Here is a 22,678-nt window from a genome sequence, read left to right as displayed (position 1 = left end):
AATGAATGACCGCAACGCAAGGATCATCATACTGCTGTTGGCTGTGGGTTTCGCCGTTTCGCCCGTCCTGTCGAATGGCTTTGGCGGCTTTTACACGGAAAGCTTTCCCGTGCAGGTGGACCGCTGGCCCGCCCAACCCGTTGGATGGGCCTTTTCAATCTGGGGGCTGATCTATTTGGGGCTGATTCTTGCCTCGGTATGGGCTCTTTGGCGCCCTGAAACCATACCGGGCTGGGGGCGCGCTGCCTGGCCCCTTGGCATCAGCCTGTTCATCGGCGTGTTCTGGATCGAGGCTGCCCTCCGTTCCCCATCGATCGCCACGGCGATGATCCTGGTGATGGCGGCGGCTGCGATCATGGCGATGCTGCGGGTCGGGCCCGGCTGGCGCGAATGGGCACCCATCGGGCTATACACCGGCTGGCTGACGGCTGCATCAGGGGTCGCCCTTTCGGTGGTGGCGACGGGATATGGCATATTGCCGCCGCGAACAGCCGCCATTGCGCTGATCATTTGCGTCCTGATTGCGGCTGTTGCGGTCGCCTTCGTCCGTCCGCACGTCTGGTCCTATCGCGCCGGTGTCATCTGGGCATTGTTCGGCGTCATTGTGGCCAATGCGGGCGCCGGCGACTGGCTGATCGCCATGATCTGCGGCGCGGGAATCATCATGCTCGCAATGTTCGACCGGTTCATCCCCAAATCCAGCCGCGGCTGATCGCTATAAAACGCTACCCCGGCTGATACAGCCGGGGTCTATCTGGTTTACATATGATCAACTGTGCCATTCGCCTCAGTTGGCAGGAGGCATGATCACCGCGTCGATGACATGAATCACTCCGTTCGAGGCCGCGATATCGGCCGTGGTGATGTTGGCGTCATTGACTTTCGCGCCGCCATCAAGCGTGAAGGTCACCTCGCCGCCCTGAACCGTGGCTGCCGACATCCCCTCGGTCAGATCCGAAGACATGACCGCACCCGGAACCACGTGATAGGTCAGGATCGAGACCAGTTGATCCTTGTTTTCCGGCTTCAGCAGCGTGTCCACGGTCCCTTCGGGAAGGGCCGCAAAGGCCGCGTCCGTCGGCGCTAAGACAGTGAAGGGACCTTCACCTTTCAGCGTGTCCACCAGCCCGGCCGCCTGAACCGCAGCAACCAGCGTCGTGAAATCGCCCGCGGCAACTGCCGTATCAACAATGTCCGAGGTCGCATCTTGCGCCATGGCGGCACCTGCCAGCATGGTCGTTGCCGCAGCCCCCATCAGAAACTTGCGTAGCATTCCGTTTCTCCATTGTGTCAAGTAGTGTTTCGCAGAGGACAATATCCGTACCCTCCATCGTCATTACGCAGGTCGCCCCCGGACGGATCAAACTTGCGGACAGGAAAAATTCGATTTGCGTGCGCGGATGTCCAAATCGACCAGCTCATGCCGGAAGCAGCAGGTGTGTCAGACATTCCCTGGCACTAGGTGTTTGATCCCACGGTTTGATGGTGCGATCCATTCGTCGGAATGGAAGGAAGCACTATGGGACAAGTTCGTCACGGCTGCGCCACGACCACGCACGCCATTCGAGCAGCAATACAGCGATCGCAAGCTTCGATCGCGGCACTGAGCCAGGAGTTTGGGATCAATCCGAAGACCGTGGCGAAATGGCGTAACCGCGAGACGGTCGAGGATTTGAAGACTGGGCCCAAGGAGCCCCGATCCTCCGTGCTCAGCGAGGCTGAGGAAGCAATGGTCGTTGCCTTTCGGCGTCACACGCTCTTGCCGCTGGACGACTGTCTCTATGCTCTACAGCCTTCGATCCCTCACCTGACACGGTCAGCGCTGCATCGGTGCCTTCAGCGGCACGGCATCTCGCGCCTGCCTGAGATCGGCGGCGACAAGCCGAAGCGTCAGCGGTTCAAGCGCTATCCCATCGGTTTCTTCCACATGGATATCGCCGAAGTGCAGACGGCCGAGGGCAAGCTCTATCTCTTCGTGGCCATCGACCGAACGAGCAAGTTCGCGGTCACCCAACTCGTCGAAAAGGCTGACAGGAAGACCGCTTGGGAGTTCCTGGAGCATCTACTGGAAGCCGTGCCCTATCGCATCCACACGATCCTGACGGACAACGGCATCCAGTTTGCCGAGCAGCCCAGGAACCGAAACACTGCCTACTCCCGGCCGATGCGCTTCGACATGATTTGCGAAGCCAACGGGATCGAGCACAGGCTTACCAAGCCCAACCATCCTTGGACCAATGGCCAGGTCGAGCGGATGAACCGAACGATCAAGGAGGCTACCGTCAAACGCTTCCACTACGACACCCACGACCAACTCCGCACACATCTCATGGACTTCATGGCTGCCTACAACTTCGCTCGCAGGCTGAAGACGCTCAGCGGTCTCACGCCCTACGAATACATCTGCAAAGTCTGGACTTCAGAGCCGGACAGATTCATCGTCGATCCGATCCACCAGATGCCGGGACTGAACAGCTAGTAATCTTCGCGAGCAACAGGCGGAAACGAGACCAGAACGCACAGGCCCGGATGATTATCGTTCAGTGTCAACACCGCGCCATGCAATTCGGCAATCGCCCTGACCATACTGAGGCCCAAGCCATTGCCCGGGGTCGTGCGACTCTTTTCGAGGCGAAAGAAGCGGCGGAAAACCTTGTCCCGTTCCTCAGCTGGGATGCCCGGACCATTGTCGGAAACCTGAAGTAGGGCGCTGTCATCCACCCTCGACAGCGTGACCTCGATCCGCGTGTCTGATGGACAGTGACGCAGGGCGTTTTCAACGAGATTTGCGATCATCTGGGTGAGGAGTTGCTGATCGCCCTGAACCATCGCGTCCTGATCTTCGATGTCAAACCTCAGCGTTTGACCGTTTTCTTCGGCGACGGGACCGTAGGCGTCTTCGATCCGGGCGAGGATCGGGGCAAGAGGGGTTGCGGTAAACCGACCTGACCGCTGACCGGCTTCGATCTGCGCGATCCGCAGCAGGGCGTGGAATGTCTCGATCAGATCGTCGGCGATCTCCACGGCTTGTTCCGCATCTTCCCTGATCTCGGAAGTCAGGTCGGGCGTATTCCGAAGCACATCCAGCCGTTGTTTGAGGCGCTGCATGGGCGTGCGAAGGTCATGGGCGATATCGGCTGAAATCTGTTTCTGGCTTTCGACCATCTGCTGAAGCTGTGTGATGGTGCGGTTGATTTCATCTGCCATACGGGCAAGGTCATCGCCATCGCTGCCAGTGGTGGGGACGCGTCGATCCAACTGCCCCAGTGCCACCGATTTCAGCGTCGTGGCGATCTGGGTCAGCCGCCGTTCGGTTTTGCGGCCGACAATGATCCCGGCCAGCAAACCGGTAAGCAGCAAGAGGATAAAACCTGCAACGAATCCGCGGCCTAAAACCTCGCGCAGCTCTTCAAGAAAATAGGTGCTTGTGCCCAATGTCAGCCGGTTCGGGCCGAGTTGCACCGAGTGAAGCAGATAACCCGTCACATCTTCATAGCGGGGCTTGTCGGCTTGGATTGCATTGACCGGGACGTAGTCGCTGCTGCCTTGCCGGTCGATGGCATTGACATTTCCGACCAGAACGTTGCCGTCCGCGTCCTGAAGCAGATAGATCCGATAATCCTCGAAGTTGAACCCGTCAAATCCGCCCAGCTTTGCCTGAACCGCATCCAGACCTTCGCTTTCGTAAAGATTGCCAAAACCGGCTGCATCGTCCGCAAGTTGGTCTAGCACCCACTCGCTGATTTCCCGATCCGCGAAGTGGTAAGTCAGGCCAAAGACGAGGGCAGTGATGATGGCGTAAAGTGCGGCGAAACGCAGAGACAACCGCGCCGAGGTCGAGCGCAGGAAGTGAAACATGCCGAGATTCCTAGCCATGCAGGCTATACCCGGCCCCGCGGACGGTATGGATCAACTCGATCTTGAAGGGCCTGTCCACTTTGTTACGTAGCCGGCTGATATGGGTCTCGACGACGTTGGTTTTGGGATCGAAATGGAAATCCCAGACTGATTCCAGCAGCATCGTGCGGGTCAGTACCCGGCCAGCATTGCGCATCAGATATTCCAGTAGCTTGAACTCGCGAGGCTGCAGGTCCAGAGAAATGCCCGCCCGCGTGACCGTACGGCGGATCAGGTTCATTTCCAGATCGGCCACCTGTAAGACGGTTTCCTCGGCTTTCAGCGGCGGCCTGCGAGTCAGCGCTGCCAGCCGCGCTGACAGTTCCTGAAACGAGAATGGCTTGACGAGATAGTCGTCCGATCCCGCCTCAAGCCCCTCGACCCGGTCATTGATCCCGTCCATCGCCGAAAGGATCAGGATCGGCGTCTCGACTCCTGCGCCGCGCACGGATTTGATCAAGGTCAGCCCATCCAGACCTGGCAACATGCGGTCAAAGATCATCACGTCGTAACTGTTGTCCAGCGCCGACAGGAAACCATCGCGGCCATTGTCGCAGTGATCGACCAGATGCCCCTGCGCCCGGAGGCTGGAGGCAATGTAGTCGGCCGTTTCGGGATGGTCCTCGACCACAAGGACGCGCATGGCTGCTGCTTTCCGTATTCTGTCTGCCCGCAGGGATAGCCCACTGTGCGGTTGGGTCAAGACGTCGGGACATTACGGATTGGTATAGTTCCGGCAACGGCCCGGACAGATCGTTCCTGGTAGATAGCTGCTGACACGAACCGTCAGCCGATCGAGCAGGACAAGATGACAACAATAGACGAGGCCCATGTGCGCCAGCACGCGGCGGCGACCCGAACCCGCCCAAATGTGCGACCGACGCTGTGTGATATGCAGTTGGATAGCCCGACCCGCCGGTTTCTGGTGGCAGTTCTAACGGCGTTCGGGCTTCTGCGGCTCTGGGCAATGTTTGCCGTACCTTTCTCCGACACGACCGAGGCCCGCTATGGCGAAATCGCCCGCAAGATGGTTGAAACCGGGAACTGGCTGACACCGCAATTCGACTATGGCGTGCCGTTCTGGGGCAAGCCGCCGCTGCATACCTGGCTATCGGCAGGGGGAATGCAACTGTTCGGCGTGAACGAAGCGGCCGCTCGGTTGCCGATCATGCTGACCGCTCTGGCGGTTCTGTTTCTCGTCTGGCTGTGGGTGCGTGATACCGTCGGGCGCAATACGGCGTTGGTTGCGATGACGGTGCTTGCGACGATGGCGATGTTCTTTGGCGCTTCGAGTTTCGTGATGACCGACATGCCGATGGTTCTTTGCACGACGCTGGTCATGGTCGGATTCTGGCAGGCGGTCGGTGATGGCAACAGGCGTTGGGGTTATGGCGTCTTTCTAGGGCTGGCAATTGGAATGCTGGCCAAGGGGCCGGTGGCGGTTGTGCTGAGCGGCATTCCCCTGATGCTGTGGCTGGCCCTGACATGGAACTGGCACCTGCTGCGCTTGCTGCCATGGGCGCGCGGCATGGCATTGCTGATAGCGCTGGTCGCGCCTTGGTATGTCGCCGCCGAAATCGCCACACCCGGATTCCTGCGCTACTTCCTCATCGGAGAGCATGTTCAGCGTTTCCTAACCCCCGGCTGGCAGGGCGATCTGTACGGGTCTGGCCATCGGGAAGCCAAGGGCATGATCTGGCTGTTCTGGCTGATGGCAGCCCTGCCATGGAGCTTGGTTGCCACCTTGCTACTGACCCGCCTGGACAAGACGGTCACAATGTTCCGGCAGGATCGCTCGGGCTGGCTGGTTTATCTGTTGCTCTGGGCATTGTCGCCTTTGCTGCTGTTCACGCCCGCATCCAATATTCTCGCCGCCTATGTCCTGCCCGGCCTTCCAGCTGCCGCTGTCTTGCTGGTGGTGCTGTTCACGCAGGTGTTCGAGGCCCAACCGAGCCGTGCAACTCGAACAGGATTTGCCATCGCGACATCGGTAATCTTCGCGTTTTTCCTGGCGCTGATCTCGGGCGCGGTTTTCGCGCCGCAGAAGATCCGATTGAAATCCGACAAGCGGCTCGTTGCGGCCGCCAGCACAGCGATGCCCGATGCGCCGCTCTATACCCTCGGCGGGCGCAGCTACTCGGCCGAATTCTATTCGCGGGGCAAAGCGCGCGCCATTGATCCCGCAGATTTCGCGCGACTGGCCGGCAGCGGTGCATCGGCGGCTTTTTCGGTGCCTCCGACCATGGCGTTGGAGGCGGCGACATTGGGTCTTGAAAACTTGGGAGAATATGGGCGGCACGTCCTGTTCGTCACCCGACCGACGAACGAGGTGAAATGATGGGCCGCATGCAGGATATCAGTCGCGAAACGGCAAACATGAGGCCGCGCGCACTCGATTCAGGGCCATTGGCGCCCGATCTATCCTTTGTCATTCCGGCATATAACGAGGCAGAAACAATCGCGGAAACGCTGACACGGGTGTCGCGCAAGGCGCGCAGGCTGGTGCTGCATTCCGAGATCGTTGTCGTCGATGACGGCAGCAGCGACGAAACGCTGGAACTGGTCACATCCGGCCAATGGGACCTGCCGGTTCGCCTGCTGCGTCTGTCGCGCAATTTCGGCAAGGAACAGGCGATCATGGCTGGGCTGCGTCATGCGACGGGCAAAGCCGTGGTAATTCTCGACGCCGACCTGCAAGAGCCTTTGCGCTATGTCGATACGATGCTGGAGCGCTACCGAGAAGGCTATGAGATCGTCTACGCCGTCCGCGCCCATCGTGATGACGAAAGCTGGTTGAAGCGCCGCTGCACCGCCGCTTTTTACCGCTTCCTGAATATCGGCAGCGAGGTGTCAATGCCTGCCGGAGCGCGGGATTTCCGGCTGATGGATCGAAAGGTGGTCGATGCGCTTTGCGCCCTGCCCGAAAGAAATCGCTTCATGAAGGGGCTTTATGCTTGGGTCGGTTTCCGCTCGCTTGCCATCCCGGTCGAGTTGCAGCCACGCGGCGGGGGCAGCTCCAAGTTCCGCTTCCGCGGGTTGCTGAAACTGGGCATGACCGGGCTGACCGCTTTCACCGACTGGCCATTGCGCATGTGGACCGGCATCGGAATGATCCTTGCCATGCTGTCGATCCTCTACGGGCTGTTTCTAGCCAGCCGCACGCTGCTGCTCGGCCATGCTGTGCCCGGCTGGTCCACGCTGGCAGTGGCGATCTTCTTCTTCAGTGGTATCCAGTTGATGTCCATCGGTGTGTTGGGCGAATATCTGGCGCGGGTCTTCAGCGAGGTGAAAGGCCGCCCCGGCTATCTGATCGCCGAGGATGTCACGATTGCCGCGTCACGCGAATGTTAGGCGAGGTCGTGCGGTTCGCCCTGACCGGGGGTGCAGCAACGCTTGTCCATCTGGGCGCCGCGATTGGCCTTGTCCAGTTTGGCATGCTTCCGCTGATGAGCAACGCCGTTGCTTTCGTGATTGCCTTCATGGTCAGTTTCTTGGGTCACCATCTGTTCACCTTCGCCGGACATGGCTCGGCCGCGACCCAGACCTTCGGACGGTTCGCTGTGGTGGCGGCAATCGGATTTCTAGCAAATGAAACCGTCCTGTTCCTATTGCTGGGCATCGGCTTGTTTCGTCTCGAAGCTGCCGTTCTGATCTCGACCGTCTTTGCAGCTATCTGTACGTTCATCCTGTCGCGCACTTGGGCGTTTGCAGGGAGCGGTTGTGCTCGGGGCTGCGATAGGCCGAGCGGACGATCAGCGGCTTGCCGAGGCGATCACGCAGCGCCTGCAGTCTGTCGAGCGGCGGCGCGTTGACGAGCAGCTTGCCAGTGCCGCGGCAGGCGATTTCGGCTGGGCTGAAGTTCGGCCAGCGCCAGGCACCGTCGGGCACGTCACGCCAATGACGGTAGAAGGTCGTGGTCATACGCGTCCTCCAAACGGAAAAACCCGCCTTCGAGGGCGTGTGTTCTGAACAATTGATCGACGGCAACGCGCATTACGGCCCGCTGCCAAAGATCCTGAGCTTGAGAACGATGCCGGCGAGCAGCGTCAGCATCACGCCGGTTGTGATCATGCGGACTGCCGTCTGCATCGCGGTGCGGCGCACCAGTCGGATGCAGTCCACCAGGGAGCGGAGGTCGCGGATGTCGAGCGCGGCTTCATCGCCATCGAGGCCAAGGTCAGCGAGGGCCCGTTTCGCACCTTGCTCGGCGGCCCGGACCAACAATGCTTCCAGTTCGGCATCCGACCGATCAGAACTGTGCGGTGTCATCGGCGCCTCCCGCATCCTACGCCTCTCACGCCTCGGCCAGCATCTCGAGATAGGCGCCGCCCTCACTGGGCCGAGGGTCTTCCTTCAGGTCGAAGATCACCGCATCGATGACGGCGCGCCATTCGGAGGTGATGGCGCGGGTCTCGGCGCTGGCACGGACCGTCAGGATAGCCGGCGACTTCGAGACCAGCCGTGCCTGCATGACAGCCTCGGAGCCGCGCAGGTAATGGACATGGCACCACAGGGTGAAGCGATCTTCCCATCCCTGGATCAGCATCCCGTCCGGATCGCGGATCATCACCGCCTCCTGGAAGGTGGCCCTGCGCCGCAGGCGCCCGGCAACCATGCTCACAGCCTGATCCTGCGATAGGGGGCGAGCAGCGCATCCACGGCCACGGGCAGCGCCGATGGGCTGGTGCCCGGACTGACGGCCGCCCGGTTCTCATACCAATGGGCGATTAGCAGCAGCATGGCCTGGCGGATGGCGACGGGGATCTCGGCGGGGGCGCCATAGCCCGCGGTGAAGGTGATCGCCGCAGGACGGCCAAAGCCCGCGAGGGGTCGCAACAACAGGCGTTGGTCCCGCCGGTCGATCCAGTAATCGAGATCGCCGCCCGCGGCATCGGTGAACACGGCGCTGTCGATCTCGCTGTCGGGAAACGGCAGCAGGATGGGTCCGGTGACGGCATCCAGACCCATCTGCCAGTTTTGGGTCACCAGGCAGCGGCCGAGGATGCCGGCCGGCCCGTCGAGCCAGGCGGTGGCAGCATCGATATAATGCTGGATCAGCAGGTCCTCGTCCTCGTGATCGACCCGAAGCTGCGCCTTGGCCTCTTCCAGCGTGATCGGCGTGGCCGCGGGCGCGGTGATGCGGGTCAGCGTGAACATGGGCAAAAACCCCCTGAGGCAGGGCACGGGCGGTCTTCACCGCCCGCGCAGTTATTGCAGCATCGAACTCAGGCCTGATCGGCCTGCGGGTTGATCCGGCCGTGACCCTTGATCACCAGGCCGGCAATCGGCGTGCCGGTGGCATGGGTGCCTTCAAGCGCCGCCAGCAGCTTCAGGTAGCGTTTGGTTCCGACATAGCCGAAGCGGTAAACGGCGGCGGTGGCGTGGGCCTCGACCAGCGCCTTGATGATGCCGCCTTCGCCCACGGTCGGGACACCCAGCAGGTCGGCTGCGGTCACCGCCTCATAGCTGCTGTCGTCATCGGAATGGGTCAGGATGAACTCGATCCTGTTGGTCGAGGTGAAGGTGATGCCGCCCGCGCCAATGGCGAGAATGATCTCGGCACCGTCATGACCGCGCAGATCAATGGCCACGGGGGTGCTGTCGTCGGTGAGCGTGGCCACGTCGATGGCCGCGGCCACCGAGAGACTGGAATGCAGATCCTTCATCGGATCCTCCTGTGCAGGAATGTGGGTGGGAAGACGCGGGCTGAACGGCTCTGTTGCACAAATCGGCTTAAGGCCGAGGTTCCCCTTTCCCCGGACGGACTTATCCCACAGCTTCCGTGACGGGTATTCCGAGCGCGGTGTAGCCGTTCAGGACGGCGATGCGGACCTGGAGTTCGGCGACCTGTCGGTCGAAGTCCCGTGCCATGAGCCGCTGGCCCAGCAACTTGATACAATGCATCTTTGTCTCGACGCGGCTTCGGCGGTGGTATCCACACCATCGTCGCCAGAGCGCGCGGCCCAGGTATTTCGCCGCGCGCAGGGCCTCATTTCGGGCCACGGCTCCGGCGGTGATCGTCTTCCAGGGCTTCGCGTTCTTGCGGGGCGGGATGACGGCATGGGCACCGCGATCTGCAATCGCATCGTGGCATTTGCGCGTGTCGTAGGCGCCATCAGCCGTAACGCTACCGATTTCCTGGTCCTGCGGGATTTGGTCGAGAAGGTGGGGTAGGATGGGCGCATCACCGATGTGGCTCCCGGTGACTTCGACGGCCCGGATCTCCAACGTTTCTTCATCGATCCCAAGGTGGAGCTTGCGCCAGACGCGCCGTTTCGGGCCGCCATGCTTGCGTGCGTGCCACTCGCCTTCACCTTCGACCTTGATCCCGGTGCTGTCGACCAGCAGGTGCAACGGCCCCTTGGAGCCGCGGTAGGGGATGTTCACGGCCAAGGTCTTCTGGCGGCGAGATAGCGTGCTGAAGTCGGGCACCGTCCAGTTCAGGCCGACCAGCCGTAGCAGGCTCTCGACGAACCCGGTCGTCTGCCGGAGCGCCATGCCGAACAGCACTTTCATCGAGAGGCACGTCTGGATAGCGGCATCGCTGTAGGTCTGCTGGCGGCCACGCCTGCCTGTCGGCGCGGCATCCCAGCTCATCTCGGGGTCAAACCAGATCGTCAGCGAGCCCCGGCGCTTGAGTGCTTCATTGTAGGCTGGCCAGTTCCTGGTCTTGTAGGTCGGGGGTATGGGTCTGCTCATGCATCCCAGCTACCACCCTGGATTCGCGAGATGAATCCCTCACGCGATTTGTGCAACAGAGCCCAGTATAAGTCATTGATTTTATTTGATGCGCACAGCTGCTACGCTGGAAGAGCGGGAGTCCGTCCGCAAAGGTTGGCTCTATCGTGATGTCGGCAACGATGAGCGGCAGTCGGCTGCCTTGATCTTGGAGAGCACCCCCGATCATCCACCAGCCGCCCTCGGCGCCAACAGGATGACGGCCGCACCGGCGAGGCAGATTGCGGCACCTGTCAGGTCCCAAGTGTCCGGGCGCTGCTTCTCGATGAGCCACAGCCAGAGGAGCGAGGCTGCGATATAGACCCCGCCATAAGCTGCGTAGGCCCGCCCCGCAAAATCGGAGGGGGCAAGGGTCAGGAGCCAAGCGAAGACGGCCAGGCTCAGGAGGCCGGGGACCAGCCAGAGCGCGCTCGCGCCTTGCCGCATCCATGCCCAGACCGCAAAGCAGCCCGCAATCTCGGCCAGAGCGGCACCGATGTAGATGGCGAGGGTGCCGGGTGCTTTCACGATGCCGCCTCGCTCTCCGGATGCTGGTGATCGGTTGCGCATAGCGAATGGTCGCCCAGAACTTCAATGACCCGGCAATCGGCAATCCGACCGCCTGCACATTGCACGACCATGCGCTCAAGTTCGCCTTTCAGCGCAGTCAGGCGCGCAAGGCGGCTTTCAACCTCGGCCAGCTGCGCCCTGGCGATGACATCGGCGGCTGCGCAGGATTGATCGGGTCTGTCAGAGAGACTCAGAAGGTCTCGGATAGCGTCCAGCGGAAAACCGAGCTCCCGCGCATGGCGGATGAAGGCTAGCCGATCCAGTGCCGACTGCCCATAGAGCCGCTGGTTCCCGGCACTGCGATCTGGCTCCGGCAGGAGCCCGATCTGCTCGTAGTAGCGGATCGTCGGAACCTTCACGCCGGCCGCTTCGCCCAATTTTCCGATGGTGAGCATCAGATTTCCTCTTGAAGCTATAGCTACTAGAGACCTTAGGTTCCCGACTCAGCAAATACAATGTTGCCCGCTGGGCGGGTTGGAAGGGCGTGATGACGGCGAACGACAGTGCAACCTACGAATGGACGGTTTCCGGGATGGACTGTGCGTCGTGCGCCGGCAAGGTCCGGGGTGCGGTCGAACGCCTGCCTGGCGTGAGCGACGTCGATGTGGCGCTAATGACCGAGCGGCTTCGGCTGACTCTGGATGAAGGGCAGACCCCTCGCAACCAGATCGAAGCAATCGTCAAGCGGCTCGGCTACGGGATCGCGGCGAAAGGATCGAGCCCCGATCGGAAAGGCTTCGTGCTGCCGGACGATGAGCAAGCGTCCCGTGCGGACGGCTCGCGAGATGCCGCAGGACTCGAGCCCAACGCTGGATCGACAGGGCCCGAGAGCGGTCCCGGGCCCGGTTCGCGTTGGTATCAGACCGCGAAGGGCAGACTGGTGATCGGCACCGGTCTCCTCCTCGCGGCGGCATGGGCCGTGAAACTGCTCGCCTCCCAGGATGTGGCAACGTGGGCATTCATCCTCGCGACGCTCATTGGTGTCGCCCCTATCGCACGCCGCGCCGTCGCGTCCGCCAGAGCGGGGATGCCGTTCACGATCGAGATGCTGATGACAATCGCCGCCAGCGGCGCGCTCGTCATCGACGCCGCCGAGGAAGCGGCGCTCGTCGTCTTCCTCTTCGCCGTCGGGGAGGTTCTCGAAGGTGTTGCGGCGAACAAGGCCCGCGACGGGATCCGGGCGCTCGCTCGTCTGGTACCGAAGACCGCGATCCTGGAGATCGGCGGCCGGACTCGGGTGATACCAGCCGACCAGCTGCAGGTGGACCAGATCGTTCTGGTGCGCCCGGGAGACCGGGTCCCGGCAGATGGCGAAGTTATCGAGGGCACCTCGGGCGTCGATGAGAGCGCCGTCACGGGCGAGAGTGTGCCGAAGCTGAAGGAACCCGGTGCCTCCGTCTTTGCCGGCTCCATCAATTCCGAGGCGGCGCTGCGTGTTCGGGTCACCAAGTCGGCCGAGGACAACACCATTGCCCGTATCATCCGGCTGGTCGAGGAAGCGGAAAGCGCCCGGGCCCCGACCGAGCGCTTCATCGACCGTTTCAGCCGCATCTACATGCCGGCCGTCGTCGGAGTTGCGGTGCTGGTGGCCATCGTCCCGCCCCTCGCGTTCGGGCAAGGCTGGGATACGTGGATCTACCGGGCGCTCGCGCTTCTCCTGATCGGATGCCCCTGCGCGCTGGTGATCTCGGTACCGGCTTCCATCGCCTCTGCGCTTTCTTCAGGCGCGCGTCGCGGGCTGCTGATGAAAGGAGGCGCCGTGATCGAGGCCGCGGCGGCCACCACGCATGTCGCATTCGACAAGACCGGAACCCTGACCCACGGACGGCCGCGCGTCACGGACGTGGTGCCGATCTCGGGATCGGAGACAGAGGTGCTGGCGCTGGCTGCCGCCGTCGAAGCGGGGTCGAGCCATCCTCTGGCGGAGGCGATCCTGTCCCGCGCGGAAGCTGCGGGAGCGCCGTTCCTGGCCGCGACCGCCGCCAAAGCGCTTCCGGGCAAAGGGGCCGAAGCAGTCGTTGAGGGTGAAACCGCCTGGGTGGGCTCTCCACGGTTCGCCGGGGAGCGCGGTGTGTTGGACGACCACGCGCTCCGGGCGGTGGTCGGCATGGAAGATGAAGGCAAGACAGTCGTCGCGGTCTTCCGCCGGAGCCAGTTGGTCGGACTCGTAGCGCTCCGGGACGAACCCCGAGAGGATGCCGCCCGCGCGGTGCAGCAACTCAAGGCGCTTGGCATCGCGTCTGTGATGCTGACCGGCGACAACCGGCGCACGGCAGCAGCCATTTCCGCTGGGCTGGGCATTGAGCATCGCGCCGAACTGATGCCTGAAGACAAGGTCGCGGCGGTCCGCGAGATGATGGCCACGGGCCATGTCATGATGGTGGGCGACGGCATCAATGATGCCCCTGCACTCGCCACCGCCCACATCGGCGTGGCCATGGGCTCGGGAACGGATGTCGCGCTCGAAACCGCGGACGCCGCGATCCTGCGCAATCGCGTGACCGATGTGGCCGGCAAGATTCGCCTTGCTCGCGCAGCCATGGCGAACATCAGGCAAAATGTGGCGATCGCGCTCGGCCTTAAGGCGGTGTTTCTGGTGACGACGATCCTCGGCATTACCGGGCTGTGGATCGCGATCCTTGCAGATACCGGCGCGACGGTGCTCGTCACACTGAACGCGCTGCGGCTTCTTGCGTTTGATCCGGAACGTGAGGCCTGAGATCAGATCATCGGCAGGGCGATGGTTCCGCTGCCATGCCGCAGGGCCGAGCGCTGAGAACATAAACCTCGGGGTACTGTTCCGCCGCGAGTGCTCAACATGCTGCAACTGGAATCGGGCTTCTGCTCGGTTTCGCGCTGGTGGCCGCCATCTGGTCGCGCACCACTACGGGGCTATTGGCCGTCCGGGGCGTGAAGCCGAACTCGAAAGAGAGACCGCAGGCGGCGATCATGGTGGCGTTCGTCGGGCTGCTCGCGCTCCACACGATTGAAATCCTGGCTTTCGCCGCAGTCTACAGGGCGCTGCAGGGCTGGGGCGTGGGAGGCTTCGACGGCAGCTACGACCCATGCTGGAGCGGCCTGATCTACTTCTCCGGCGTCAACTTCGCCACGCTCGGGTACACGCAGATCGAGGCAACCGGGCCGATACGGATGGTCAACATGATGCAGTCGCTCGGCGGCTTCATGGTGCTGACCTGGTCGGCGACGTTCCTCTAACTCGGTCTGCGAACTGGCCTGGCGCGAGTAGCAGCCGACGACCATGGGGAATGTCAGTTTGCCTCCGACACCCTCTCTTGGTATCGGCGCTCGCGCTCTGGCCATGTGCTCTTGATGTAGTCGAGAACGGCGCGGATGTCCGCGTCGCTCAGCACGTCTGCGAAGCCGGGCATGTCGCTCTCGTATCCGCCGCCGACCACGGCGGCGGTGCCTTCCCTAACGATGCGGAACAGGACATCGTCAGGATGGTGCCAGGTGTGGCCGCTGGCGTCGTGGGGTGGCGCCGGCAACCGGCCGGACGGAAGCGGCGAGCGCCAGCCCGGCTGGCCCTCCAGTTCCGCGCCGTGGCAGGCGGCGCACTGATCCGCATAGATCTGGCGTCCTTGCGCGATGATGTCCGCCGACGCCACGGCGGTGGATGCGGTACCGGCATAACGCCAGCCAGCAAAGACCGCGAGGATCACACCTCCGACGACCAGACCGATCACGACAGTATTTCGGAGAGCTTTTTTCAAGACGTCTATCGCCGATCACTGCGGAATAACATTCGCGTTTGGTCGAGACCACGTTGTGCCAGCGGCGAGGCGCCTGCGACAATGGACATTCTCGTGAGCAATGCCTATCTTTGCAGCATGCTCGAACGTGTCGTCACCATGCTTGCCATACTCGCGATCACCGTGGTGACGACGGTGACCTCCGCGCATGCGACACGCATGAGCATGAATTCCGGTGTGGATCACGCGATGCATGTCGCCGACATGATGCACTCTCCGGTCATTTCGGGCTTCGACTGTGACGCTGGAGAGCACTGTGGATCGGCCGATGCCGAGATGTGCGAGTTCGTATGCGCAGGCCTCTCTGCCTTCCTGACGTCGGCAGGCGAGGAAGCCGGGCACGCCTACGGCGCCGCCAGTCATGACGTCCCGTCCGCGGCAATCCACGTCAGCCGTGCGCCGGGACTGAACGAACGACCTCCCAAGCTCCGTCTCCTCTGAGCGCGCCCGGGCAGACGCCCGAGGCGCCCCATCGGTATTGATGAACGGGACGGAAGTCCCGAGGAGACGACCATGAACATGCTTTCTCGACGCGGCTTTCTTGCCGCAAGTGCGGCCGCCATTGGCGCTGCACACTTGCCCCGCATCGCCTTCGCGCAAGGGGTGGCGCCGATCAGCCTCTCCGCTGCGACGCGCACGCTCGACATCGACGGTCGCGCTGCCACGGTCTTCGGGCTTGCCGGCCCCGGCGGTCAGGGACTGATCCTCGACCCCGGCCAGAGGTTCCGGGTCGATCTGACCAACGACCTGGACGTCGGTACCATCATCCACTGGCACGGACAGATCCCGCCCAACGCGCAGGACGGTGTGCCGGACATGCCGATGCCCCTCCTCGCACCGGGTGAAACCCGATCCTACGACTTCGAGGCACGGCCCGGCACGCACTGGATGCACAGCCATGTGCCCACCCAGGAGATGCAGCTGCTCGCCGCGCCGCTGATCGTGCGCTCGGCCGAGGACGTTGCTGCCGACCGGCAAGACGTCGTGATGTTCCTTCATGACTTCTCCTTCAAGGCCCCCGAGGAGGTTCTGGCCGAGATCGGCGCAGGTCATGGCGGCGGGCACGGCGCGGGCCATGGTGCCGGTGCATTGCCCGATCAGGGCGCTCCCATGGGAGGCATGGGGGCGATGCAGGGCATGGATCACGGGGCCATGGGCCATGGCGCCACGGGCGGCATGCCGATGGGCAACATGCCCCGAATGGGCGGGATGATGGGTATGGGCGGCCAGATGGGCGGCATGGCCATGGACCTGAACGACTATGACTGGGACGCCTATCTCGCCAATGACCGGACCCTGTCGGACCCGGAGGTGGTCCAGGTCGAGCGCGGTGGCCGTATCCGGCTTCGGGTCATCAACGCCGCTGCGGCGACGGTATTCTGGATCGAGACCGGCGGTGCCGAGGCGCGGCTGGTCGCGGTAGATGGGCACGCGGTCGAACCTCTCGCCGGCACGCGGTTCGGTCTGGCAATGGGCCAGCGTCTGGACATCGAGATCGACCTGCCGCACGAAGGCGGCGCCTGGCCGATCCTCGCCCTGCGCGAAGGCGCGCGCGAGCGCACCGGCCTGATCCTCGCCACGCAGGGTGCCGAAGTGCGGCGTCTCGATGCAATGGCGGATGCCGAAGCGCCCGCGTTCGACACCGATCTGGCGCAGGAGGCGCGCCTCATCGCGCTGGACGCTCTGCCGGATCGACCCGTGGACCGCAGCCAGATGCTGATGCTGGGCGGTTCGATGCAGCCGTACGTCTGGACGATAAACGGGGCAGTCTGGGGCCAGCACCAGCCGATCACCGCACGCAGCGGTGAGCGGGTCGTGCTGTCGTTCCACAACATGTCGATGATGGCGCACCCGATGCATCTGCACGGCCATGTGTTCCAGGTCGTCGGGCTGAACGGGCGTCGGGTCGCCGGTGCACTACGCGACACGGTTCACGTGCCACCGATGTCGATGGTCGATGTCGCCCTCGATGTCGGTGAGGCCGCCCGATGGATGCTGCATTGCCACCACATGCCGCACCTTACGACGGGGATGATGACCGAATTCGCGGTCACGGCGTCCGTCTGATCCCAGCGGGTCGTCCGGACATGGCGCCCCGCCCGGCACCGATCCTGGTCTGTCCTGCCCCATGTTGTCGTGAGGGCCGGCCAAAAGACGCACCCTGCGGGTAAAAATCAGGAGGATGAGATGATGAACTGGAACGACATGGGCCCCGGAATGGGTTTCGGAATGGGGTTTGGCTGGCTCTTCGGCCTGCTGATCCTCGTGCTGCTGGTTTTGGCCATAGCAGCGCTGATCAAGTATCTTCGGAAATAGAAAAAAGGAGTTGGCAATGACCTACACGATCAATCGAATGTTCCCCGACGCCGGTATCGACGACGTCGACGCTCGCGCGCGGAAGGCCCTCACCGACCACGGCTTCGGCATCCTGACCGAGATCGACGTCAAGGCGACGATGAAGAAGAAGCTAGATGTCGAGATGCCCGCCTACCGCATCCTCGGCGCCTGCAACCCCAAGATGGCGCATCAGGCCATCGGGATCGAACCGCGCGTCGGTGCGATGCTGCCATGCAACGTCATCCTGCGCGAGGTCGACGGTGGCGTGGAAGTCAGTGCCATCGATCCTGTGGCGTCGATGCAGGCGATTGAGAACGCCGAACTGACGGCCGTGGCGGGCGAGGTGCGCGACCTCCTGGCGAAGGCCGTCGCGGCGGTCTGAGATGAGCCTGCGCGTCACCATTCTCGCGGGCCTTGCGATCCTCGGCATCGGACTGCTCGCTGTCTGGCAGTTCGCGCCTTCGGTGTTCGCCGAGGCGCGCAGCCTCCTGGAGCCCGAGCGTCTGGAAACGCTGGTGGCGCGTGCGGGTCTCTGGGGGCCGGTCCTGATCGTCACGCTTATGACCATCGCGGTCGTGGCCAGCCCAATCCCGAGTGCACCCATCGCACTGGCGGCCGGAGCGGCCTGCGGACATCTCTGGGGGACCGTGCAGGTCGTCATCGGCGCCGAGCTCGGGGCGCTGATCGCCTTCGGTCTCGCACGGGTTCTGGGGCATGACGTCCTGCGGCGGGTGTTCGGGGACCGCGTCGATGCCGGGCTGCTCGGCTCGCAGAACGCGTTGACGGCGACGGTTCTTGCCAGCCGCCTGATGCCCTTCGTGTCCTTCGACATGATCAGCTACGCGGCCGGACTGAGCCGATTGCACGCCTGGCGTTTCGCCTTGGCAACACTGGCGGGGATCATTCCGGCAAGCTTCCTGCTGGCCCATTTCGGCGGCGAGGCGGTGAGCGGAGATCTGGGCCGGGCGACATGGGCAGTACTTGGCCTCGGCCTCTTGACGGGCCTGCCACTGCTTTGGGTAGCCATGCGGCAAAAGCCTGAAAAGGGAAATCCATGACCGGAAGCGAGTACCAGAAGAACAGCATCACCCTTTCCGGTGCGGTAGCCATGGGCACCGGCGTGATGATCGGCGCGGGCATCTTCGCGCTGACCGGCCAGATCGCCGAACTCGCCGGGCCTCTCTTCCCGCTCTCGTTCGTGGTCGGCGCCATCGTGACCGCCTTCAGCGCCTACACCTATATCAAGATGTCGAACGCATACCCGTCTGCGGGCGGCATCGGGATGATCCTGAAGAAAGCCTACGGACCGACGACGGTCGCGGCGGGCGCAGCTCTCCTGATGGCGCTGTCGATGGTCATCAACGAAAGCCTCGTCGCTCGCACCTTCGGAACCTACACCCTGCGAGCCTTCGGCGGCGATCCGGACAGCATTCTCGTGCCGGTCCTCGGCGTGGGGCTGATCGTCTTCGCCTATCTCGTGAACGTCTCTGGCAACCGGTCGGTCGGGCTGCTGTCCATTATCATGGCCATTCTCAAGGTGGGCGGCATTGCGCTGTTCGGGGCGGCCGGTCTGTGGGCCAGCGGCATTTCGTTCGAAGCGTCGGGCGGAGATTTTCGTGCGGGTGGGTTCGTGGCGTCGGTCGCGCTGTCCATTCTCGCCTTCAAGGGGTTCACGACCATCACCAACAGCGGCGCCGAGGTGACCAATCCGCATCGGAACGTGGGCCGGGCCATAGTCCTGTCCATCGCCATCTGCGTCGTCGTCTACCTGCTGGTCGCATTCGCGGTCGGCTCCAGCCTGCCGCTCGATCGCATCGTGGCGGCGAAGGACTACGCGCTGGCTGAAGCGGCCCAACCAGCCCTCGGGCAAACCGGCTTCTACCTGACGGTGGCGCTTGCGCTGGTGGCAACTGCCTCGGGCCTGATCGCCAGCGTGTTTGCCGTCTCGCGGATGCTGGCGATGCTGACGGACATGAAGATGATCCCGCACAGCCATTTCGGGATGCCAGGCACGATCAAGGACCACACACTCGTCTACACCGTCGTGATCGCAGGCTTCCTGACGGTCTTCTTCGACCTCAGCCGCATCGCCTCGCTCGGGGCCTTCTTCTATCTGGTGATGGACATGATCATCCATTTCGGCGTGTTCCGGCATCTGCGCGAAGAAATCGGCGCTCGGGGCTGGGTGTTGCTGACGGCAATCGCACTTGATGCCGTGGTGCTGGCCGCCTTCGCCGCGATGAAATGGCAGTCCGACCCCTTGATCGTCGTCCTGGGTGCGATCGGCATGGCGCTGGTGTTCCTGTTCGTCGGAATCTTCCTCGCACGGAATCCCGCCCTGGAAGGCGCTCACGACCACCATTGAAAAGAGCTTGAGCTTCCAACGGCTGGAAGCGGCAAGCTGAAACAAGAGATCGAAAGGCTGGCAGACTATGGAGCACGATCACCATCACGCGGCGCCCGACATTCCGGCGGGGGCGAATACCGCAAAGGACCCGGTCTGCGGGATGACGGTCGCGGTCAAGCCGGACGGGCGTCACGCCGAGTTCCAGGGAGAGACCTTTCATTTCTGTTCGGAGAAATGCCAGTCGAAGTTCAAGGCGGATCCGTGGTTCTACGCCTCGGGCCGGGCCGCCGGACAGAAGAAGGCTGCTCCGGCCAACGTCCAGTACACCTGTCCGATGCATCCCGAGATCGTCCGCGATGCGCCGGGGTCCTGCCCGATCTGCGGCATGGCGCTGGAACCGATGGTGCCGTCGGATGAGCCCAGCGAGGAGCTGACCGACTTCACGCGTCGGATGTGGATTTCGGCGGCGGCGGCGGTGCCGCTCATCATCCTGACGATGGGTGAACTGGTCGCGCTGCCAGTGCGCGACTGGATCGGGCATCAGACCGCAAGTTATCTCGAGTTCGTGCTGGCAACGCCGATCATCCTCTGGGCCGCCTTGCCTTTCTTCCGGCGCGGCTGGGACTCCATTGTGAACCGCAGCCCAAACATGTGGACGCTGATCAGCATCGGCGTGGCGGCGGCCTACCTTTACTCGCTCGTCGCGACGTTCCTGCCGGGGGTGTTTCCGGAACAGTACCGGATGGGCCACGGCGTCGGCACCTATTTCGAGGCGGCGGTGGTGATCGTCGCGTTGGTCTTCGTGGGCCAGGTGCTGGAACTCCGAGCGCGAGAACGCACCGGGGATGCGATCCGCGCGCTTCTGGATCTGGCGCCGAAGACCGCGCGGCGCATCCTGCCGGACGGCACTGAATACGATGCGCCGCTGGAGAACATCATGGAGGGCGACCGGCTGCGGGTCCGTCCCGGCGACGCCATTCCGGTCGACGGCACGGTGATCGAGGGCCGCTCGTCGCTGGACGAAAGCATGCTGACCGGCGAGTCAATGCCGGTGGAAAAGGGGCCGGGGGATGAGGTGACGGGCGCCACGATCAACAAGAACGGCTCTCTGGTCATGGAGGCAGGCAAGGTCGGGTCCGATACCGTGCTGGCGCAGATCGTGGCGATGGTGTCGAACGCGCGGCGGTCCCGCGCGCCGATCCAGGGGCTGGCCGACCGGGTGTCGGCGATATTCGTGCCGACGGTGGTGGTCATCGCCATCGTCGCCTTCGTGGTCTGGCTGATCTTCGGCCCGGAGCCCGCGCTGGTCTTCGCAATCGCCTCGGCCGTGTCGGTCCTCATCATCGCCTGCCCCTGCGCGCTGGGGCTGGCGACACCGATCTCCATCACCACGGCGGCGGGGCGCGGCGCACAGGCGGGCGTGCTGATCAAGGACGCCGAGGCGCTGGAGCGAATGGCAGGAGTCGATACGCTCATCGTCGACAAGACCGGCACGCTGACCATGGGCAAGCCGAAGCTGACCGATACGGTTGCGCTCGGGGACGTCACCGAGACCGACCTGTTGTCGCTGGCCGCAGCGCTGGAGCGTGGCTCGGAACACCCGCTGGCTGAGGCGATTGTCGAGGGAGCCGAGGCGCAGGGTGCGCCGCGTCAGGAGGCCACGGACTTCGACGCCGTCACTGGCAAGGGCGTACAGGGCCGGGTCGGTGGGCGCGCGGTGGCGCTAGGCAACGCGGCGATGATGCGGGAGATGGGGCTCGACACCGCGCAGGCCGAGTCAAAGGCCGACACCCTGCGCGCCGAGGGCAAGACGGCGATGTTCGTCGCGCTTGACGGCGCGCTCGTCGGCATCGTGGCGGTCGCCGACCCGATCAAGGAGAGTACCGCGCAGGCCATTCGGGAACTTCATGCCCAAGGGCTAAGGGTGATCATGGCGACGGGCGACAACGAACGCACGGCGCAGGCGGTGGCGGGCAAGCTCGGCATCGACGAGGTGCGCGCAGGCATCCTGCCCGAGGCCAAGAAGGACCTGATCGACCAGTTGCGCCGCGACGGCCACAAGATCGCCATGGCGGGCGACGGGGTGAACGACGCCCCCGCGCTCGCCGCCGCCGATGTCGGCATCGCCATGGGCACCGGGGCCGATGTTGCGATGGAAAGCGCAGGCATCACCCTGCTGGGCGGCGACCTGATGGGCATCGTGCGGGCGCGCAAGCTCGCCCGCGCCACCCTGCGGAACATCAAGCAGAACCTGTTCTTCGCCTTCGCCTACAACGCGCTTGGCGTCCCCATCGCCGCCGGGCTGCTTTACCCTGTCACCGGACTTCTGCTCTCGCCGATGATCGCGGCGGCGGCGATGAGCCTGTCGTCGGTCTCGGTGATCACCAACGCCCTGCGGCTCAGGCGGGTCGACCTCTGATCTGCCAGCCCACACATCCAACCTCGAAAGGAACATCAGATGACCCAAGACATGTTTTCCCGCCGCAAGCTCCTGATCGGTACAGCTGCGCTGGCGGCTGCGTCGCCCTTGAGGGCTCTGGCGCAAGGCGCCGGTCCGGCGATCCACGTGATGAAGGACCCCAACTGCGGCTGCTGCTCGGCCTGGATCGAGATCCTCGAGAACGACGGCTTCGCCGTCACGACCGAGGCGAGCGCCGGGACGCTTCTGATGCGCTACAAGCTGGACAACGGCATCCCGCAGGAGATGGTCTCCTGCCATACGGGTCGTGTGGATGGTTACATTATCGAGGGTCACGTCCCTGTTGCCGACATTCGCCGTCTCCTGCTGGAACGCCCCGACGCGGTCGGCCTCGCAGTGCCAGGCATGCCCTACGGCTCGCCCGGGATGGGACCGGAAAGCCAGCGCGAGGCCTACGACGTGTTTCTGATCCGGCGCGACGGATCGAACGAGGTCTTTACCAGCTACGCTGCTGCCTGACCTTGAGGCTCCAATTCGGCTCTTGATCAGGGGCGAGAACACATACGGACCTGATCCCGGATCACGGCGTAGTCGCTCAGCATCTCGGCGATGGCCGACCCG

26 protein-coding genes and 1 pseudogene are annotated in these 22,678 nt (G+C 63.5%); 15 read left to right on the top strand and 12 right to left on the bottom strand.

The window, feature by feature from the left end; genetic code table 11:
• Window position 1 precedes the first annotated feature (1 nt).
• Window positions 2-712 (top strand): hypothetical protein, encoded by a 711-nt coding sequence (locus tag ASV56_RS19110; RefSeq protein WP_062563574.1) that lies wholly within the window; start codon window positions 2-4, stop codon window positions 710-712.
• 75 nt (window positions 713-787) lie between these two features.
• Here ASV56_RS19110 and ASV56_RS19105 read toward each other — a convergent pair whose 3' ends face one another.
• Window positions 788-1,273 (bottom strand): fasciclin domain-containing protein, encoded by a 486-nt coding sequence (locus ASV56_RS19105; RefSeq protein WP_062563573.1) that lies wholly within the window; start codon window positions 1,271-1,273, stop codon window positions 788-790.
• A 246-nt stretch (window positions 1,274-1,519) separates the two neighbouring features.
• On the opposite strand from ASV56_RS19105, the gene ASV56_RS19100 reads away from it, so the two are divergent.
• A complete protein-coding gene (locus tag ASV56_RS19100; protein WP_062563572.1) occupies window positions 1,520-2,479 on the top strand; it encodes an IS481 family transposase in 960 nt (319 codons plus the stop codon).
• Here the strand turns inward: ASV56_RS19100 and ASV56_RS19095 are convergent.
• Together ASV56_RS19095 and ASV56_RS19090 are read right to left on the bottom strand one after the other, a co-directional pair.
• Window positions 2,476-3,858: a sensor histidine kinase gene (locus ASV56_RS19095; RefSeq protein WP_062563571.1), complete on the bottom strand. Its 1,383-nt coding sequence runs from the start codon at window positions 3,856-3,858 to the stop codon at window positions 2,476-2,478. The genes ASV56_RS19100 and ASV56_RS19095 overlap by 4 nt on opposite strands.
• 10 nt (window positions 3,859-3,868) lie before the next feature.
• Window positions 3,869-4,540, bottom strand: a complete 672-nt coding sequence (locus ASV56_RS19090; protein ID WP_018000060.1) for a winged helix-turn-helix domain-containing protein — start codon at window positions 4,538-4,540, stop codon at window positions 3,869-3,871.
• A 165-nt stretch (window positions 4,541-4,705) separates the two neighbouring features.
• Here ASV56_RS19090 and ASV56_RS19085 point away from each other — a divergent pair, with 165 nt between their 5' ends.
• The 3 genes and pseudogenes from ASV56_RS19085 to ASV56_RS24975 all read left to right on the top strand — a co-directional run.
• The gene (locus tag ASV56_RS19085; RefSeq protein ID WP_253880168.1) at window positions 4,706-6,235 is read left to right on the top strand and encodes an ArnT family glycosyltransferase; all 1,530 of its coding nucleotides are present in this window, start codon (window positions 4,706-4,708) and stop codon (window positions 6,233-6,235) included.
• Window positions 6,236-6,243: 8 nt separating this feature from the next.
• A complete protein-coding gene (locus ASV56_RS19080; protein WP_081614999.1) occupies window positions 6,244-7,248 on the top strand; it encodes a glycosyltransferase family 2 protein in 1,005 nt (334 codons plus the stop codon).
• A pseudogene (locus tag ASV56_RS24975) lies at window positions 7,242-7,544 on the top strand (GtrA family protein); the annotation flags it as partial. The gene ASV56_RS19080 and the pseudogene ASV56_RS24975, both read left to right, overlap by 7 nt.
• Window positions 7,545-7,578: 34 nt before the next feature.
• On the opposite strand, the gene ASV56_RS19075 reads toward ASV56_RS24975, so the two are convergent.
• The 8 genes from ASV56_RS19075 to ASV56_RS19040 all read right to left on the bottom strand — a co-directional run bounded on the left by ASV56_RS19075 (window position 7,579) and on the right by ASV56_RS19040 (window position 11,579).
• A complete protein-coding gene (locus ASV56_RS19075; protein WP_018000064.1) occupies window positions 7,579-7,818 on the bottom strand; it encodes a D-Ala-D-Ala carboxypeptidase family metallohydrolase in 240 nt (79 codons plus the stop codon).
• A 72-nt stretch (window positions 7,819-7,890) separates the two neighbouring features.
• Window positions 7,891-8,166, bottom strand: a complete 276-nt coding sequence (locus ASV56_RS19070) for a DUF6127 family protein (RefSeq protein ID WP_026155384.1) — start codon at window positions 8,164-8,166, stop codon at window positions 7,891-7,893.
• A gap of 25 nt (window positions 8,167-8,191) precedes the next feature.
• A complete protein-coding gene (locus ASV56_RS19065) occupies window positions 8,192-8,512 on the bottom strand; it encodes a phage head closure protein (protein WP_036744610.1) in 321 nt (106 codons plus the stop codon).
• A gap of 2 nt (window positions 8,513-8,514) precedes the next feature.
• Window positions 8,515-9,054 carry a head-tail connector protein gene (locus ASV56_RS19060; RefSeq protein ID WP_062563570.1) on the bottom strand — a complete coding sequence of 180 codons (540 nt, stop codon included), beginning with the start codon at window positions 9,052-9,054 and terminating at the stop codon, window positions 8,515-8,517.
• A 68-nt stretch (window positions 9,055-9,122) separates the two neighbouring features.
• A complete protein-coding gene (locus tag ASV56_RS19055; protein WP_018000068.1) occupies window positions 9,123-9,563 on the bottom strand; it encodes a hypothetical protein in 441 nt (146 codons plus the stop codon).
• A gap of 100 nt (window positions 9,564-9,663) precedes the next feature.
• A complete protein-coding gene (locus ASV56_RS19050; RefSeq protein WP_062560474.1) occupies window positions 9,664-10,596 on the bottom strand; it encodes an IS5 family transposase in 933 nt (310 codons plus the stop codon).
• 204 nt (window positions 10,597-10,800) lie between these two features.
• Entirely contained in the window at window positions 10,801-11,142 is a 342-nt protein-coding gene (locus ASV56_RS19045; RefSeq protein ID WP_244304760.1) for a YnfA family protein, read from the bottom strand.
• Window positions 11,139-11,579 carry a MerR family transcriptional regulator gene (locus tag ASV56_RS19040; protein ID WP_045681275.1) on the bottom strand — a complete coding sequence of 147 codons (441 nt, stop codon included), beginning with the start codon at window positions 11,577-11,579 and terminating at the stop codon, window positions 11,139-11,141. The genes ASV56_RS19045 and ASV56_RS19040 overlap by 4 nt, the downstream gene beginning before the upstream one ends.
• A 92-nt stretch (window positions 11,580-11,671) precedes the next feature.
• Here ASV56_RS19040 and ASV56_RS19035 point away from each other — a divergent pair, with 92 nt between their 5' ends.
• Window positions 11,672-13,903, top strand: coding sequence for a heavy metal translocating P-type ATPase (locus ASV56_RS19035; RefSeq protein ID WP_062563568.1), 2,232 nt, complete (start codon window positions 11,672-11,674; stop codon window positions 13,901-13,903).
• A gap of 140 nt (window positions 13,904-14,043) precedes the next feature.
• A complete protein-coding gene (locus ASV56_RS19030) occupies window positions 14,044-14,400 on the top strand; it encodes an ion channel (RefSeq protein ID WP_208990406.1) in 357 nt (118 codons plus the stop codon).
• A 53-nt stretch (window positions 14,401-14,453) separates the two neighbouring features.
• Here ASV56_RS19030 and ASV56_RS19025 read toward each other — a convergent pair whose 3' ends face one another.
• Window positions 14,454-14,888, bottom strand: a complete 435-nt coding sequence (locus ASV56_RS19025; RefSeq protein WP_123193412.1) for a c-type cytochrome — start codon at window positions 14,886-14,888, stop codon at window positions 14,454-14,456.
• A gap of 120 nt (window positions 14,889-15,008) precedes the next feature.
• Here ASV56_RS19025 and ASV56_RS19020 point away from each other — a divergent pair, with 120 nt between their 5' ends.
• From ASV56_RS19020 to ASV56_RS18990, 8 genes are all read left to right on the top strand, one after another.
• Window positions 15,009-15,395, top strand: a complete 387-nt coding sequence (locus ASV56_RS19020; protein WP_240611009.1) for a hypothetical protein — start codon at window positions 15,009-15,011, stop codon at window positions 15,393-15,395.
• A gap of 72 nt (window positions 15,396-15,467) precedes the next feature.
• Window positions 15,468-17,021 (top strand): multicopper oxidase family protein, encoded by a 1,554-nt coding sequence (locus ASV56_RS19015; protein ID WP_062563567.1) that lies wholly within the window; start codon window positions 15,468-15,470, stop codon window positions 17,019-17,021.
• Window positions 17,022-17,141: 120 nt separating this feature from the next.
• Window positions 17,142-17,270: a hypothetical protein gene (locus ASV56_RS24850; RefSeq protein ID WP_264224588.1), complete on the top strand. Its 129-nt coding sequence runs from the start codon at window positions 17,142-17,144 to the stop codon at window positions 17,268-17,270.
• A 16-nt stretch (window positions 17,271-17,286) separates the two neighbouring features.
• Window positions 17,287-17,673, top strand: a complete 387-nt coding sequence (locus tag ASV56_RS19010; RefSeq protein WP_045681285.1) for a DUF302 domain-containing protein — start codon at window positions 17,287-17,289, stop codon at window positions 17,671-17,673.
• A 1-nt stretch (window position 17,674) separates the two neighbouring features.
• Window positions 17,675-18,349, top strand: a complete 675-nt coding sequence (locus ASV56_RS19005) for a TVP38/TMEM64 family protein (protein ID WP_062563566.1) — start codon at window positions 17,675-17,677, stop codon at window positions 18,347-18,349.
• Window positions 18,346-19,656: an APC family permease gene (locus ASV56_RS19000; RefSeq protein WP_045681289.1), complete on the top strand. Its 1,311-nt coding sequence runs from the start codon at window positions 18,346-18,348 to the stop codon at window positions 19,654-19,656. The genes ASV56_RS19005 and ASV56_RS19000 overlap by 4 nt, the downstream gene beginning before the upstream one ends.
• Before the next feature lie 67 nt (window positions 19,657-19,723).
• Window positions 19,724-22,057 carry a heavy metal translocating P-type ATPase gene (locus ASV56_RS18995; RefSeq protein ID WP_062563565.1) on the top strand — a complete coding sequence of 778 codons (2,334 nt, stop codon included), beginning with the start codon at window positions 19,724-19,726 and terminating at the stop codon, window positions 22,055-22,057.
• 39 nt (window positions 22,058-22,096) lie between these two features.
• On the top strand, window positions 22,097-22,576 hold the full coding sequence (locus ASV56_RS18990) for a DUF411 domain-containing protein (RefSeq protein WP_045685040.1): 480 nt from the start codon (window positions 22,097-22,099) through the stop codon (window positions 22,574-22,576).
• Window positions 22,577-22,678: the final 102 nt, after the last annotated feature.

It is taken from the genome of Paracoccus aminovorans (genome assembly GCF_001546115.1).
Classification (GTDB): Bacteria; Pseudomonadota; Alphaproteobacteria; order Rhodobacterales; family Rhodobacteraceae; genus Paracoccus; species Paracoccus aminovorans_B.
Note: the sequence above shows the minus strand (reverse complement) of the source record. Positions and strands in the feature narration are given on the sequence as shown.